The following is a 12978-nucleotide window of genomic DNA, read 5'->3' on the forward strand; positions in this document are numbered from 1 at the left end:
AAGGGAGGGCTCATTCGGCGACGTTGTCGTTGCCGAGCTTGTTGACCAGTGCGTCGGCGACCAGCTTCAGCTGTTCCTCGACGTGCTCGGCGAAATGGCCGGCGGCGGGCGAGGGCGAACGCGTACGGCCTGCATAATGCAGCGACTGCTTGTCGGTGAGGCAGGCCTGCAGGTGGTGCTTGATCTGGTACCACGCGCCCTGGTTCTGCGGTTCTTCCTGGCACCACACGACTTCGGTGGCCTTGCCGTAGCGCTTGAGCTCGGCGGCCAGTTGCTCGCGCGGGAACGGGTAAAGCTGCTCTACGCGCACCAGCGCCACGTCGTCCTGGCCGCGCTTCTGCGCATCTTCCAGCAGGTCGTAATAGACCTTGCCCGAACATACGACGACGCGCTTGACCTTCTTGGCGTCGGCGGTGGCGTCGGGGATCAGGTGCTGGAACTCGCCATTGGCCAGTTCGTCCAGCGTGGACACGGCCAGCTTGTGGCGAAGCAGCGACTTCGGCGTCATCACCACCAGCGGCTTGCGGGTGGTCATGCGCATCTGCCGGCGCAGCATGTGGTATGCCTGCGCGGGCGTGGTCGGCACGCAGACCAGCATGTTTTCGAGCGCGCACAGCTGCAGGAAGCGCTCCAGGCGTGCGGAACTGTGTTCCGGGCCCTGGCCCTCGTAGCCGTGCGGCAGCAGCAGCGTCAGGCCGCTGATGCGGCCCCACTTGGCCTCGCCGGCGGCGATGAACTGGTCGATGACCACCTGTGCGCCGTTCGCGAAGTCGCCGAACTGCGCTTCCCAGATGCACAGCGTGTTGGGATCGGTGGTCGAGAAGCCGTATTCGAAGGCCATCACCGCTTCTTCGCTCAGCAGCGAGTCGATGATGGTGGCCTGCTCGGGCTGTTCCACCAGCTGGCGCAGCGGCAGGTAATAGCTGTCGGTCTTCTGGTCGTGCAGGATCGCGTGGCGATGGAAGAACGTGCCGCGCCCCGCGTCCTGGCCCACCAGGCGCAGGCCGTTGCCTTCGGCCAGCAGCGTCGCGTAGGCGAGGTTCTCGGCGAAGCCCCAGTCGGCGGCTTGCTCGCCGGCGGCCATCTTCACGCGGTCTTCGTAGATCTTGGCCACGCGCGGGTGCAGGGCGACGCCGGCGGGAATCGTGGTAATGATCTTGGCCAGCGAATCGAGGGACTTGCGCTTGACCTTGGTATCGACCGGATCGCTGAGCTTGCCGGAGAGGTACTTGGACCAGTCGATCGCCAGCTCGTCGTCCTTCTGCTTGGCGAGTTCGGTGGTGTACTCGCCCGAGTCCAGCTTGTCGCGATAGGCGTCGGCCAGCGCCTTGCCGCCTTCGGCCGGGATGACGCCGGCGCCTTCCAGCTTGGCGGCGTACATCTCGCGCGTGGTCGCGTGCTTGCGGATGGTCTGGTACATCACCGGCTGGGTCGCGGCCGGCTCGTCGGCTTCGTTGTGCCCGTGGCGGCGGTAGCACACCAGGTCGATGACCACGTCCTTCTTGAACTGCTGGCGGAAGTCGTAGGCCAGCTGCGCCACGAACACCACCGCTTCCGGGTCGTCGCCATTCACGTGGAAGACCGGTGCGCCGACCATCTTGGCGACGTCGGTGCAGTACAGCGTGGAGCGCGCATCTTCCTTGTTGCTCGTGGTGAAGCCGATCTGGTTGTTGATGACGATGTGCAGCGTGCCGCCGACGGCGAATCCGCGCGCCTGCGACATCTGGAACAGCTCCATCACCACGCCCTGGCCGGCGAACGCGGCGTCGCCGTGCATGATGATCGGCAGCACCGCCTGGCGTGCGGCGTCGTTGCGGCGCTCCTGGCGCGAACGGACGCTGCCGGCCACGACCGGGTCGACGATCTCGAGGTGCGACGGGTTGAACGCGAGCGCCAGGTGGACCGGGCCGCCCGGCGTGGCGATGTCGGCGGAGAAGCCCATGTGGTACTTCACGTCGCCGGCGTGCGCCAGGTTGTTGTCGTGTTCGAACTTGCCCTCGAACTCGTCGAAGAGCTTGCGCGGGCTCTTGCCCAGCGTGTTGACCAGCACATTGAGGCGGCCGCGGTGGGCCATGCCGACCACGATGTCCTTGACCCCGCCTTCGCCGGCACTGCGGATCATGGTGTCGAGCAGCGGGATGAGCGCATCGCCGCCTTCCAGCGAGAAGCGCTTCTGGCCCACGTACTTGGTGTGCAGGTAGCGCTCGAGGCCTTCGGCCGCGGTCAGGCGCTCCAGGGTGCGGCGCTTGGCGTCGTCGGACAGGCCGAACTGGCCGCCGGCGGTCTCCAGCCGCTGGTACAGCCACTGGCGCTGGTCGACTTCCGAGATATGCATGAACTCGACGCCGATGGGGCCGGTGTAGGCCGCCTTCAGGCGCGCCAGCAGGTCGCGGAGTTTCATGCGCGAGTTGCCGCCGACGTTGCCGGTGCTGAATTCGCTGTCGAGGTCCTTGTCGGACAGGTTGTGGAAGGACAGGTCCAGGTCCGGGGGATTGACCGGCGGGGTCAGGCCGAGCGGGTCCAACTGGGCCCCCAGGTGGCCGCGCGACCGGTACGCCGTGATGAGGCGGCCGATGTTGCGCTCGCGTTCATCGCCGCCGGCGGCGACGACATGCCCGTTGTTGGCAGCCTGGCGGGCGGCCTCGGTGATCTGCTGGATCACGACCGAATGCGGGACATCCCCCGCCTCGTGGCCCTTGAATCCGTCGAAGTAGGCCTTCCACTTGGGGCCCACGCTGTCCGGGGCGACGAGATACTGCTCGTACAGGTCTTCGACGTAGGAGGCATTGCCTCCGTTGAGCTGCGAGGATTGCGCGAACTGCTTCAGGAGATTGTCCACGATGGGGTTCGGTGGGGTAGTCGAGGGGCGCTTGCGGTCCATGTCGCGCGATGTCCCACGGACATGGACGAAAACCCGGAAATTATACCCCCATGCCGGGAAGGGGGCGTAACCGGATTGGACTAAAGACGCAGGGTGCGGGCCGCTGGCGCTGCCGGATGCGACCGCATGCGCAGCGTGCTAGAGGCCCAGCGCGCGATATTCGCTGACGGGCCGCGAACGCTCCCAGATCTGCGAGAAGTCCTCGCGCAGCTGGCGTGCACGGCCGGCATGCGCCAGCCCGGCCTCACCGTCGAAGCGATGCCCGAGCGGCCGGAAGTAGTACCCGTGGTCGTCGTTGGCGACGAACGCGGCGGTGTAGGGCAGGTCGACGGGATCCTGCACTTCGCGGAACGAGAACACGCTGGGCAGTCGTTGCCCCAGAGCGATCAGCGGCGCCAGTGCCCGCTGCGGCGTGGCCGCATCCTGCAGCAGCAGCTGCACGTGGGCGCCTGTCTGGCGCGTGGCGAGGCGGCGCAGGCCCTCGACGACCGTCGGTGCGTCCCACAGCCCCGGATCCAGCGCCCGGCTGTAGACCACCAGGCCGCGGCGCGCCTGCGCGATCACGGCCGTGGTGATGGCCACGGCTTCAGCGCGCCGGGTGATGCGGGCGGCGCCCGCCACCACACGGCGCATGGTCTGGTGTTCGATGCCGGCTTCGAGGAAGCGCTCGCCCTCCGGCACGAAGCCATGGCGCGCATAGAACGCCTCGGCGGAAACCTGGGCGTGCAACGACACATCGGGCCACTGCCGCTGACGGGCCTCGTCCAGAAGGGCGCCCAGCAGGGCATCGCCGACGCCGCGCCCACGCCATGCCGCCAGGACGGCCATGCGGCCGATGCGGTGCGCTGGCGTCAACCGCGCCGTGCCGATGGGGGTGCCGGAGGCATCGCGGGCGAGCACGTGGTAGCTGAGCGGGTCCATCGCATCCCGCTCGAGATCGCGCGGCACCTGCTGTTCCTGGACGAACACCACGTCCCTGACCTGGTGGACCAGGCGGGCGTCGGTGGCGTAGTCGACCGGTGCGACGCGGTAGTCCCCGGCGGCGTTCATGCGTCCTCGTCCCCGGTGTCCGGATCGTCATCCCCGAACGCGAGCTGATAATGGCCCTGCGCCGCCAATCCCATCACCGCATCGCGCGCGTCCTCGCTGAGTGCACCGTAGGTAGCGCCGTCCAGGCTCTCGAGGCCTGCCAACTGCTGGGCTTCCCTGACCGGCAGCACGTAATCCACCCCATTGCAGAACAGGGTGGCGCCCTTGCTGCGCCGACGCCATGCGAATCGCGAGAACGGGTGGCGCAGCAGGTGCGCGCCGCGCTGCAGGTCCCATTCCATCTCGATGCGCGAGGGCGCATCCGGAGGCGGCATGACATCGCCCGAAGCACGGTAGGTGGTGATGAAGCGGCCGAACCAGTCGCCGACCAGGTCGGGATCGTTCATGCGCAAGGCGTTGAGGGCCTCGACTGCGCGCGCCATCGCGCGCGCATCGATTTCGTTGGGATCCTGCGGCACGGTCAGGTCTTCGTCGTGGTAGCGCACGGCCTCGTCCGCTTCTGCGATCAGCGTGTCCAGATAGTCGCCGATCAGTTCGGCCGACGACGGGGCGCGCATGCCCACCGAGAAGGTCAGGCACGGGTTCTCGGCCACGCCGTGGTGGGGGACCAGCGGCGGCAGGTACAGCATGTCGCCGGGTGAAAGCACCCATTCGTGGGTGGGTTGGAACGTGCGCAGCAGCTTGATCGCCACGTCCTCCTGGAAACCCAGGTCCGGCGCGGGTTGCCCCATCGCCACGCGGGCGTCGATCGCCCAGCGGCGCTCGCCCTGGGCCTGCAGCAGGAACACGTCATAGTGATCCACGTGCGCGCCGACCGAACCGCCGGTGGCCGCGAAGCTGATCATGATGTCGTCCACCCGCCAGCGCGGCAGGAAGCGGAACTGCTCCAGCAGCGCTCGTACGTCGGCGTCCCACTTGTCCACGTCCTGCACCAGCAGGGTCCAGTCGTGGTCGGGCAGTCCGGGGAAATCCTCTTCCTGGAACGGGCCCGTGCGGACATCCCACGCGCCGGTGGCGCGGTCCAGGCTGATCATCCGCGCCAGCACGCCGTCTTCGCAGGCCAGGCCGGCGAGATCCTCCGGTTGCACCGGGGTCTCGAAGCCGGGGAATGCGTTGCGGATCAGCAGCGGACGCTTGTGCCAGTAGTCGCGCAGGAAGCGCTCGGCCGGCATGCCGAGGGGATGGTCACGGGTGGCGTCGACTTCGAACGGAAGCGAGGCGGCGCGGGGGAGCGTCTTCTTGGTCATGGGGTCGTGTTCGCGGGGCGATGCGCCGGGCAGGAAGGGGGAAGGGCAGCGTCACCGATCGCGCCACCTGCGACATTGATGCCGGTCAAGGCCGCGCCGGCGTTCCGCTGGCGGCTTCGTCGGCTAGGCGCTTGTCCAGGCGTTCGGAGGCTTTCCGCGCGTACACCCGGCAGGCGTCGCGGTCCACGAGGGGCGCGTTCGCTCGCGGCCCGATCCTTGACCACAGCTGGCTGGCGGAGGGATGCGGAGTGACCAGAATGTCGCAGTCGAGGGCCGCGACCCGCGCAAGCGTGTCGCGGAACGCTGCTACGTAACCTGGATGCGCTGCGTCGTCGCTGTAACGGTACACGTCGTCGGAGATCGCGGTCAGGCTGTCGGCATAGACCATCTGCCGGCAGTCGTCGCCCTCGCACGAACGCCAGGTCCAGCTCGTCCCCCCCGGCGTGTGCCCCGGTGTGGGAACGGCCTGCAGGGAGAGCGGACCGACGCGCACGACGCCGTCATCCGCGACGACGACCACCTGTCCGACCGGTGCGAACGGGTCCAGTACCTCGTGTTGCGGATCGTTGCGGTCGCTGGCGCCGCGCTTCAGCGTGGCGACGGCAGGCGCGCGTGCGTACACGGGTGCGCCCGTGGCCTCCTGCAGCTCGGCCAGACTGCCGGCATGGTCGAAATGCTCGTGGGAGAACACGATGGCGCGCACGTCCGCCGGCTCGAAGCCGAGGGCACGGATGTTGGCGAGGATCTGTGGAGCGGCCTGCGGCGTGGCGGCATCGATGAGGACATGGCCTTCGTCCGAGGTCAGCAGCAGGGCACTGATCCCGCACGTGCCCACGTACCAGGTGTTGCCGTACACCTTCAGGGGCGTGGCCGGCTCGTTCCAGCCTGCGTCGTCTTCACAGGCCTTTACGGGGGGGCGAGCATCCGCGGCGACGGCGGCGAGAGGGAGCGCGAGGGCAAGCAGCCCGCCAGCGAAGAGGCAGCGAAGGGTCATGTAGTGATCTCGTCGTAACCACGATTGACGAACTGCAGCAGGCACCAGCCATGGCCCCAGGGATCGGCCAGGCGGACGATGCGGCCCCAGTTCGCGTCGCGGATGTCGGTTTCCTTCACCAGGCCGGCCTCCAGGGCTCGGTCGAGGGCAGGCTCTAGATGGTCCACCACCACGTCCAGGTGCACGGGCGTCCAGTGGCGGGCGTAGTCGCGGCGCGCGTCCGCGGCGGCAATGCTGCCGGACGGATGCTGCAGCACGTAGATCGGGGCCTGTGCGCCCAGCAGTTCGACACCCCCGGCGCCGAAGCGGCGGCCGGCGGTGAGCCCGAATGCGCGCGTGTACAGCGCTTCGGCGGCAGGCAGGTCGGGAACGTCGATGTTGATCAGCAGGTGCATCGCCGTTCCCTTTGCCGGTGCATCAGATGTCGCGTGCGAGGCGTTCGGCCAGGCCGGTATAGCGGCTTGGCGTCATGTCGCGCAGGCGCTGCTTGTCGTCGGGCGGCAGGTCGAGCGATTCGACGAACGCGCGCATCGAGTCGGCGGTGATGCCCTGGCCGCGCGTCAACGCCTTCAGCTGTTCATACGGATTCGGCAGGCCGTGACGACGCATGACGGTCTGCACGGCTTCGGCCAGCACTTCCCACGCCGCATCGAGGTCGGCATCCAGGCGCTGCGGATTCACTTCCAGCTTGCCCAGGCCCTTGGCCAGCGAATCCAGCGCGACCTGCGTGTGACCGAAGGCGGTACCTAGGGCACGCAGTACGGTGGAGTCGGTGAGGTCGCGCTGCCAGCGGCTGATCGGCAGCTTGGCGCTGAAATGTTCGAACAGCGCATTGGCGATGCCGAAGTTGCCTTCCGCGTTCTCGAAGTCGATCGGGTTGACCTTGTGCGGCATGGTGGAACTGCCGACTTCGCCTTCCTTGAGCCGCTGCTTGAAATAGCCCAGCGAGATGTAGCCCCAGACGTCGCGCGCCAGATCGATCAGGACAGTGTTGGCGCGGCGCGCGGCATCGCCGATCTCGGCGACGTTGTCGTGCGGCTCGATCTGGGTGGTGTACGGGTTGAACACCAGGCCCAGGCCTTCGACGAAACGCTGCGCGAATGCCGGCCAGTCGACGTCGGGATAGCTGGCCACGTGCGCGTTGTAATTGCCGACCGCCCCATTGATCTTGCCGGTCAGTTCCACCGCGGCGATCTGCGTGCGCTGGCGCTCGAGGCGGGCGACGACGTTGGCGATCTCCTTGCCCAGCGTGGTCGGCGAGGCGGTCTGGCCGTGCGTGCGCGACAGCATCGGCTGCGCCGCCTGCGCATGGGCCAGCGCGCGCAGCGTCGCGGCAACGCCGTCCAGCGCGGGCAGCAGCACGTCGCGGCGCGCCTGTTCCAGCATCAGCCCGTAGGACAGGTTGTTGATGTCTTCGCTGGTGCAGGCGAAATGGACGAATTCCAGCGCCGGCGCGAGTTCGGCATCGTCCTTCAGCTGCTCCTTGATGAAGTACTCCACCGCCTTGACGTCATGGTTGGTGGTGCGTTCGATCTCCTTCACGCGCGCCGCATGCGCCACGCTGAAGCCGTCCGCCAATGCGCGCAGCTTCGTCGTCGCGGCGGCCGAGAACGCCGGCAGCTCGGTGATGCCCGCTTCGGCACCCAGCGCCAGCAGCCATTCCACCTCGACCTTCACGCGGGCGCGGATCAGGCCGTACTCGGAAAAGATCGGGCGCAGCGCGTCGACCTTGCCGGCATAGCGGCCATCGAGCGGGGACAGGGCGAGCAGGGACGAATCCGACATGGGCGCGGGTGGGCTTGAAAGGGAGCGTTCCATTTTACCCCGGGAAGGCGACGAACCGGCCTGGCGTATCCTGTGGGCCCGCCAGCCGCCGGTCCCGCACCGGCGAGCACGCCGTGAAATCCTCGCAGGAGACGGTCGATGACCAGCAAGAAGTCTGCGGGCCGCACCCGCATCGAGCACGACAGCATGGGCGAACTGCAGGTTCCTGCGGACGCGCTCTGGGGTGCCCAGACGCAGCGTGCGGTGCAGAACTTCCCGATCTCCGGCCGGCCGATGCCGCGCGGCTTCATCCGCGCACTGGGTCTGGTCAAGGGCGCTGCCGCCGAGGTGAATGCGGGCCTGGGCCTGTTGCCGAAGGGCATCGCGGCGACGGTGCAGATGGCGGCGCAGGCCGTGGCCGCCGGCGAGCACGACGCGCATTTTCCCATCGACGTGTACCAGACGGGCTCGGGCACCTCCTCCAACATGAATGCCAACGAGGTGATCGCCACGCTCGCCTCGCGCGCCGGCAGGGCGGTCGTGCATCCGAACGACCACGTCAACCTGGGGCAGAGTTCCAATGACGTCATCCCGACCGCGCTGCGCGTTGCGGCGCAACTCGCGGTGATGGAAGACCTGCTGCCCGCGATCAAGCACTTGCGCAAGACCATCGATGCGCGCGGCAGGACGCTGGCCAGGGTGGTCAAGACGGGCCGCACGCACCTGATGGACGCGATGCCGCTCACCTTCGGCCAGGAATTCTCGGCCTGGTCCGCGCAACTGTCGTCCGCGCAGGCCCGCATCGAAGACACATTGAAGCGGGTGCGCCGCCTGCCGCTCGGCGGCACCGCGATCGGGACGGGCATCAATGCCGACGCCCGGTTTGGTGCCCGGGTCGCCAAGGTCCTGTCCACCCGCACCCGCACGCGGTTCGAGAGCGCCGCCAACAAGTTCGAAGGTCTCGCGGCGCAGGACGATGCGGTCGAACTGTCCGGCCAACTCAGTGCGCTGGCGGTGGCCTTGACCAAGATCTCCAACGATCTGCGCTGGATGAACTCCGGGCCGCTCGCCGGCCTGGGCGAAGTGGAGTTGCCGGCACTGCAGCCGGGCAGTTCGATCATGCCGGGCAAGGTCAACCCCGTGATTCCCGAAGCCACGGTGATGGTCTGTGCACAGGTGATGGGCTACCACACGGCGATCACGGTCGCCGGCCAGACCGGGAACTTCCAGCTCAACGTCACCCTGCCGCTCATCGCCAACAATCTGCTGGATGGCATCCAGCTGTTGTCGAACGTCTCCCGACTGCTGGCGGACGACTGCATCGCCGGCCTCACGGTACGGACGGACCGCGTGCGGGAGGCGTTGGATCGCAATCCGATCCTGGTGACTGCGTTGAATCCGGTGATCGGTTACGAGAAGGGCGCGGCCATCGCCAAGCAGGCCTACAAGCAGAACCGGGCGGTACTGGATGTCGCGCGCGAGGTCACCGGGCTACCGGAAAAGACGCTCAAGCGGCTGCTGGATCCCGCCGTGCTCGCCAAGGGTGGCATCCATGGCAAGCCGGGGGCGGGAGGCGGCTGATCCGCGGGCCGTGGATCACTCGCGCGGCGGCCATTCGCCGGGGACCCGCTTGCCCATGAGCATCGCCAGCGCACCCTCGCACATCTGCCGTTTCTGCTCAGGCGTCCCGGTGTCCAGCCGCCCCAGGCGCTGCGACAGCGTGCGTGCACGGTAGGTCGCCAGCGTATCGGCCGGGCCGAATTCCGCCAGCGTAAGCAGGCGTCCGCGCTCGATCTGGTCCTGATGGCCATTGACATACCGGAAGTACGCGGGCGCGGCGCGCGCCAGGTAAGTTTCATCCATGAGGGCGCACTTCTCGATCATCACCGGCATCGCGAACGTGGCGATGTAGGCGATGTGGTCCTGAAACGCTTGCTCGCGCGCAGGATCTGGCACATCCGCCGCCCGCGCGGGGGCTATCGTCATCAGTGTCGCCAGCAGGATCGGGTACGCACACTTCATGGATGGCCTCGCACGGGCGTGTCGGCGTGGGGGAGGGTGGACGACGCGACCACCGGCGCAGCATCAGGGGGAAGGAGCTTCCGCCGGCTCGGCGGCGGCCGCATCCGCTTCCTGGGCTGCATTGCCTTGGGTGGCCTTGACGGCCTGGCCGATGGCGCGCCCCACGTCCTTGCCCGCTTCGTGGCTATCGTTGTGCGAAGTGCGGCACTCGGTCACGTCGTCGGGTTCCATGCTCGCGTAGGGCGTGAAGGCCGGCAACGCGGCGGCGAGATCCTGCTGCGCCTTGTACAGGCCTGGCAGGCGGTCGCAGATCTTCATGGCTTCCGCTTCGACCTTCTTGGCTTCGGCTTCCATCTGTTTGTCGATCTGGTCCGGATTGCCACTGAAGATGCCACGCACGGCCGCGCCGACCGCCTTGCCGGCCAGTTTGGCGCCTTCCCTGCCGGTGGCGATGCCGGCATCGGCGATACCGCCCAGTTCGCGGTGATAGGCGACCAGCAGTGCGCGCTGCTGATCGTTCACCGGCACGGCCTTGCCGTCCACGATGAAATCTCCCTTCGCCGATACTTCCGCCCGGGGATGTCCGGTCGCGTCGAGCTTCACGTTCTGCCCCCAGAGCGCATTCGAGCTCGCCGTTCCGTCGCTGGGGTCACGGTCTGGCGAGCACGCGGCGAGCAGGAGCACGGTAAGGGCGAGTGCGGGCATACGGGTCATGTTCGTTCCTCAGGTATCAACGTCGCTTGGGAAGATCGAGAGCGCCTTTCACGCCCTCATGGTCGATGTCGCCGCTGCCTATCGAGCGCACGGTCAATCCACCGCTTGCATTGCGCACTTCGACGCCGCCCGATCCCACCGAGTCCACCGCGATGTCGCCGGCGATGTCGCGGAGTTCGGCACCGCCGGAACCGATCGAGCCGATCTCGACGCTGCCGCCGTGCGACAGGCTGAAACCCCCCGAGCCGATGCTGCCCACCTTGGCGACCCCCTTGATGGCCTCCGCCTCCACCTGGCCAGAACCGATCGATACGACGTTGAGGCTGCCGGCTCCATGGAGCTCGATGCTGCCCGAGCCCACCGAAGCGGCGGCCAGGCCGCGCGTGTTGCGGCCCACCGCGTGGCCTGAGCCCACATCCGCGCTGAATACCGGCGCGCCGGTAACGGTGGCTTCGCCGGAGCCGACCTTGACCTGTACCGTCAGGTGGTCGGGCAGGGTGGCCGTGAGGTTCATGTACGCGTAGTTGCTGCCGAAGGACAGGCCACTGAAACGGCCTTCCTGGTACATGCGCACGATCAGCTTGTCGCCGGAGCGACGCTGTTCCAGCTTCAGGCGATCCAGCCGGTCGGCATGGCTGCTGCACGCCCTGCCCGTCATGGCGGCGGGGGCGCCCGCGCGCGATGAAACGGTGAGGTCGTGGGGGCCGACGTCGAACACCACGGTCCGGGCATCGCCGACGTCGAGCGTGAGCTGGCGCGGAGCTTCGTGCTTGCAGTAGCGATCCGAGGCCAGGCTGGGCGCAGACAGGGTCAGCAGGCCAAGGAGGGGAATGGTGAGCGACGCGATACGCATGAGGGAGTTTCCGGAATCAGACCGAGGGAGGCATCGGCGGCCTGGACGCGGGTGCAGGCCGCAGGCCGTCATCGCGATGCGAACGTCTGGCGGATGTCCTTCTCGCAGTCCTCGGCATCGTCGACGTCCAGCGTCGCGTAGGGGCGGAACGCCGGGAGGCTTGCGGACAGCCGCTGCTGGCTGTCCCGGAGCGCGGGCAGGCTGCGGCAGATCCGGCGGACGCCGGGTTCGACGGTCTCGCTGACGGCTTTCTCGATCCGGCGTTCCAGGTTCCCGGTCATCGCGCCGAACAGCAGGCTGAACACACCGCGGTCCACTGCCTCCAGCGCGACCTCCGCGCTGCGTTCACCGATGTCGATCCCGGCTTTTGCGATGTCGATCACCTGGCGTCGGTAAAGCAGCAGGTCGCGACGCTGCCGGTCGTCGATGGCGACAGGCTTGCCCTCGATCAGGAAGTCGCCTCGGGGCGTGATTTCCGCTTTCGGCAACGCGCGATCCGCATCGGAAGCGCGCTTGTCGGACTTGCCGAAATGGACATGGGCGCCGAGCTCCAGGTTGTCGGTTTCAAGTTCGCGACGGGCAGCGGCGAGTTCCGCCCGCACTTCCTTACGTGCGTCGGCGAGGTCCGCGCTGATCTCGTCGCGGACAGGCGTGTCCTTGGCGGACGCTGCGGGGGCGGCGAACGGTAGCAGGAGGGTCAGCAACAGCGGCATGAAGACGGGGTGGAAGCGCATGTCGGGTTCTCCGCGTGGGGACGCTGGGTTAAGGGGAAATCGGATGCCCCGCGATGCGGGGCACCGTGCGCGGTGCTCAGAAGGACCAGGTACCGTCGCCGTTGGCGTCTGCGCAGTCGTCGACGTCGGACTGGTCCATGTTGGCGTAGGGCTTGAACTCGGGGACCGCAGCGGCGAGAGCCTGCTGCGCAGCCAGCAGGCCCGGCATGCGCGTGCAGAGTTGCGCGACCATCGGCTTGATCTTCGCCTTGGCCTGCTCGCCGACCTGCTGCCCGATCTCGTCGCCGGACTGCCCGGCGAGCACGCCTTTCAGCGCCGAGGCGGCGGCATCGATACCGACGCGCGCGCCTTCCATGCCGATGGCCATGCCGTCGCCGACCACCCCCAGAAGCTCCTTGCGATATGCCAGAACGAGTGCCTTCTGTTCCGGCGTGGTGGCGATCTGCTTGCCTTCGATCAGCAGTTCGCCGGCCGGCGTTATCTCTGCCTCGGGCAAGTGCCGTGTGGTGTCGCGGTTGAGCGAGAGGTTCGCAAGGGCCAGCTTGTCGCGGGCGGTCGCGATCTCCTCGCGGGCCTTGTCCATTTCCTTGCTGGCTTCGCCGAGCCCATTGGCGACTTCGTCCATCGCCTTTGAGGCGACGCCGGTGGGGGTGCCGTCCTTGTCTGCCGGCTGGCAGGCGGCGAGCGCCAGCACACCGACCACGAGGAGAGGGCGCATC

The 12978-nt window shown here is 67.8% G+C and carries 12 protein-coding genes; 1 reads left to right on the forward strand and 11 read right to left on the reverse strand.

Features of this window, described 5'->3' with window-relative positions; genetic code table 11:
* Window positions 1-10 precede the first annotated feature (10 nt).
* From Q0907_RS05485 to purB, 6 genes are all read right to left on the reverse strand, one after another.
* Window positions 11-2839 carry a 2-oxoglutarate dehydrogenase E1 component gene (locus Q0907_RS05485; protein ID WP_299342372.1) on the reverse strand — a complete coding sequence of 943 codons (2829 nt, stop codon included), beginning with the start codon at window positions 2837-2839 and terminating at the stop codon, window positions 11-13.
* Between the two features lie 180 nt (window positions 2840-3019).
* Window positions 3020-3931 carry a GNAT family N-acetyltransferase gene (locus Q0907_RS05490; protein ID WP_299342374.1) on the reverse strand — a complete coding sequence of 304 codons (912 nt, stop codon included), beginning with the start codon at window positions 3929-3931 and terminating at the stop codon, window positions 3020-3022.
* On the reverse strand, window positions 3928-5178 hold the full coding sequence (locus tag Q0907_RS05495; protein ID WP_299342375.1) for a cupin domain-containing protein: 1251 nt from the start codon (window positions 5176-5178) through the stop codon (window positions 3928-3930). Before Q0907_RS05495 ends, Q0907_RS05490 begins: the two co-directional genes overlap by 4 nt.
* 85 nt (window positions 5179-5263) lie before the next feature.
* Complete coding sequence (gene bla / locus Q0907_RS05500; protein ID WP_296279862.1) at window positions 5264-6172, reverse strand: subclass B3 metallo-beta-lactamase; 909 nt, start codon at window positions 6170-6172, stop codon at window positions 5264-5266.
* On the reverse strand, window positions 6169-6567 hold the full coding sequence (locus tag Q0907_RS05505) for a VOC family protein (protein ID WP_299342377.1): 399 nt from the start codon (window positions 6565-6567) through the stop codon (window positions 6169-6171). The genes bla and Q0907_RS05505 overlap by 4 nt, the downstream gene beginning before the upstream one ends.
* 22 nt (window positions 6568-6589) lie before the next feature.
* Window positions 6590-7957 (reverse strand): adenylosuccinate lyase, encoded by a 1368-nt coding sequence (gene purB, locus Q0907_RS05510; RefSeq protein WP_296279865.1) that lies wholly within the window; start codon window positions 7955-7957, stop codon window positions 6590-6592.
* A 138-nt stretch (window positions 7958-8095) separates the two neighbouring features.
* Between purB and Q0907_RS05515 the strand changes: the two genes are divergently transcribed.
* Window positions 8096-9517, forward strand: coding sequence for a class II fumarate hydratase (locus Q0907_RS05515; RefSeq protein WP_299342380.1), 1422 nt, complete (start codon window positions 8096-8098; stop codon window positions 9515-9517).
* Between the two features lie 15 nt (window positions 9518-9532).
* Here Q0907_RS05515 and Q0907_RS05520 read toward each other — a convergent pair whose 3' ends face one another.
* The 5 genes from Q0907_RS05520 to Q0907_RS05540 form a co-directional block, all read right to left on the reverse strand.
* Window positions 9533-9958 (reverse strand): hypothetical protein, encoded by a 426-nt coding sequence (locus Q0907_RS05520; protein WP_299342382.1) that lies wholly within the window; start codon window positions 9956-9958, stop codon window positions 9533-9535.
* A gap of 63 nt (window positions 9959-10021) precedes the next feature.
* Window positions 10022-10672: a DUF2884 family protein gene (locus Q0907_RS05525; protein WP_296279871.1), complete on the reverse strand. Its 651-nt coding sequence runs from the start codon at window positions 10670-10672 to the stop codon at window positions 10022-10024.
* A 16-nt stretch (window positions 10673-10688) separates the two neighbouring features.
* On the reverse strand, window positions 10689-11525 hold the full coding sequence (locus Q0907_RS05530) for a hypothetical protein (protein WP_299342384.1): 837 nt from the start codon (window positions 11523-11525) through the stop codon (window positions 10689-10691).
* Between the two features lie 68 nt (window positions 11526-11593).
* Window positions 11594-12259: a hypothetical protein gene (locus tag Q0907_RS05535; protein ID WP_299342386.1), complete on the reverse strand. Its 666-nt coding sequence runs from the start codon at window positions 12257-12259 to the stop codon at window positions 11594-11596.
* Between the two features lie 76 nt (window positions 12260-12335).
* A complete protein-coding gene (locus Q0907_RS05540) occupies window positions 12336-12977 on the reverse strand; it encodes a hypothetical protein (RefSeq protein WP_299342388.1) in 642 nt (213 codons plus the stop codon).
* Window position 12978: the final 1 nt, after the last annotated feature.

Source organism: uncultured Pseudoxanthomonas sp., from assembly GCF_947498795.1.
Classification (GTDB): domain Bacteria; phylum Pseudomonadota; class Gammaproteobacteria; order Xanthomonadales; family Xanthomonadaceae; genus Pseudoxanthomonas_A.

What these genes read in the sequence shown, in the direction of transcription:
- Q0907_RS05490 (WP_299342374.1), bottom strand. Translation starts at nt 3,931, where the DNA reads ATGAACGCCGCCGGGGACTACCGCGTCGCACCGGTCGACTACGCCACC.
- Q0907_RS05495 (WP_299342375.1), bottom strand. Translation starts at nt 5,178, where the DNA reads ATGACCAAGAAGACGCTCCCCCGCGCCGCCTCGCTTCCGTTCGAAGTC.
- bla (WP_296279862.1), bottom strand. Translation starts at nt 6,172, where the DNA reads ATGACCCTTCGCTGCCTCTTCGCTGGCGGGCTGCTTGCCCTCGCGCTC.
- Q0907_RS05505 (WP_299342377.1), bottom strand. Translation starts at nt 6,567, where the DNA reads ATGCACCTGCTGATCAACATCGACGTTCCCGACCTGCCTGCCGCCGAA.
- purB (WP_296279865.1), bottom strand. Translation starts at nt 7,957, where the DNA reads ATGTCGGATTCGTCCCTGCTCGCCCTGTCCCCGCTCGATGGCCGCTAT.
- Q0907_RS05515 (WP_299342380.1), top strand. Translation starts at nt 8,096, where the DNA reads ATGACCAGCAAGAAGTCTGCGGGCCGCACCCGCATCGAGCACGACAGC.
- Q0907_RS05520 (WP_299342382.1), bottom strand. Translation starts at nt 9,958, where the DNA reads ATGAAGTGTGCGTACCCGATCCTGCTGGCGACACTGATGACGATAGCC.
- Q0907_RS05525 (WP_296279871.1), bottom strand. Translation starts at nt 10,672, where the DNA reads ATGACCCGTATGCCCGCACTCGCCCTTACCGTGCTCCTGCTCGCCGCG.
- Q0907_RS05530 (WP_299342384.1), bottom strand. Translation starts at nt 11,525, where the DNA reads ATGCGTATCGCGTCGCTCACCATTCCCCTCCTTGGCCTGCTGACCCTG.
- Q0907_RS05535 (WP_299342386.1), bottom strand. Translation starts at nt 12,259, where the DNA reads ATGCGCTTCCACCCCGTCTTCATGCCGCTGTTGCTGACCCTCCTGCTA.
- Q0907_RS05540 (WP_299342388.1), bottom strand. Translation starts at nt 12,977, where the DNA reads ATGCGCCCTCTCCTCGTGGTCGGTGTGCTGGCGCTCGCCGCCTGCCAG.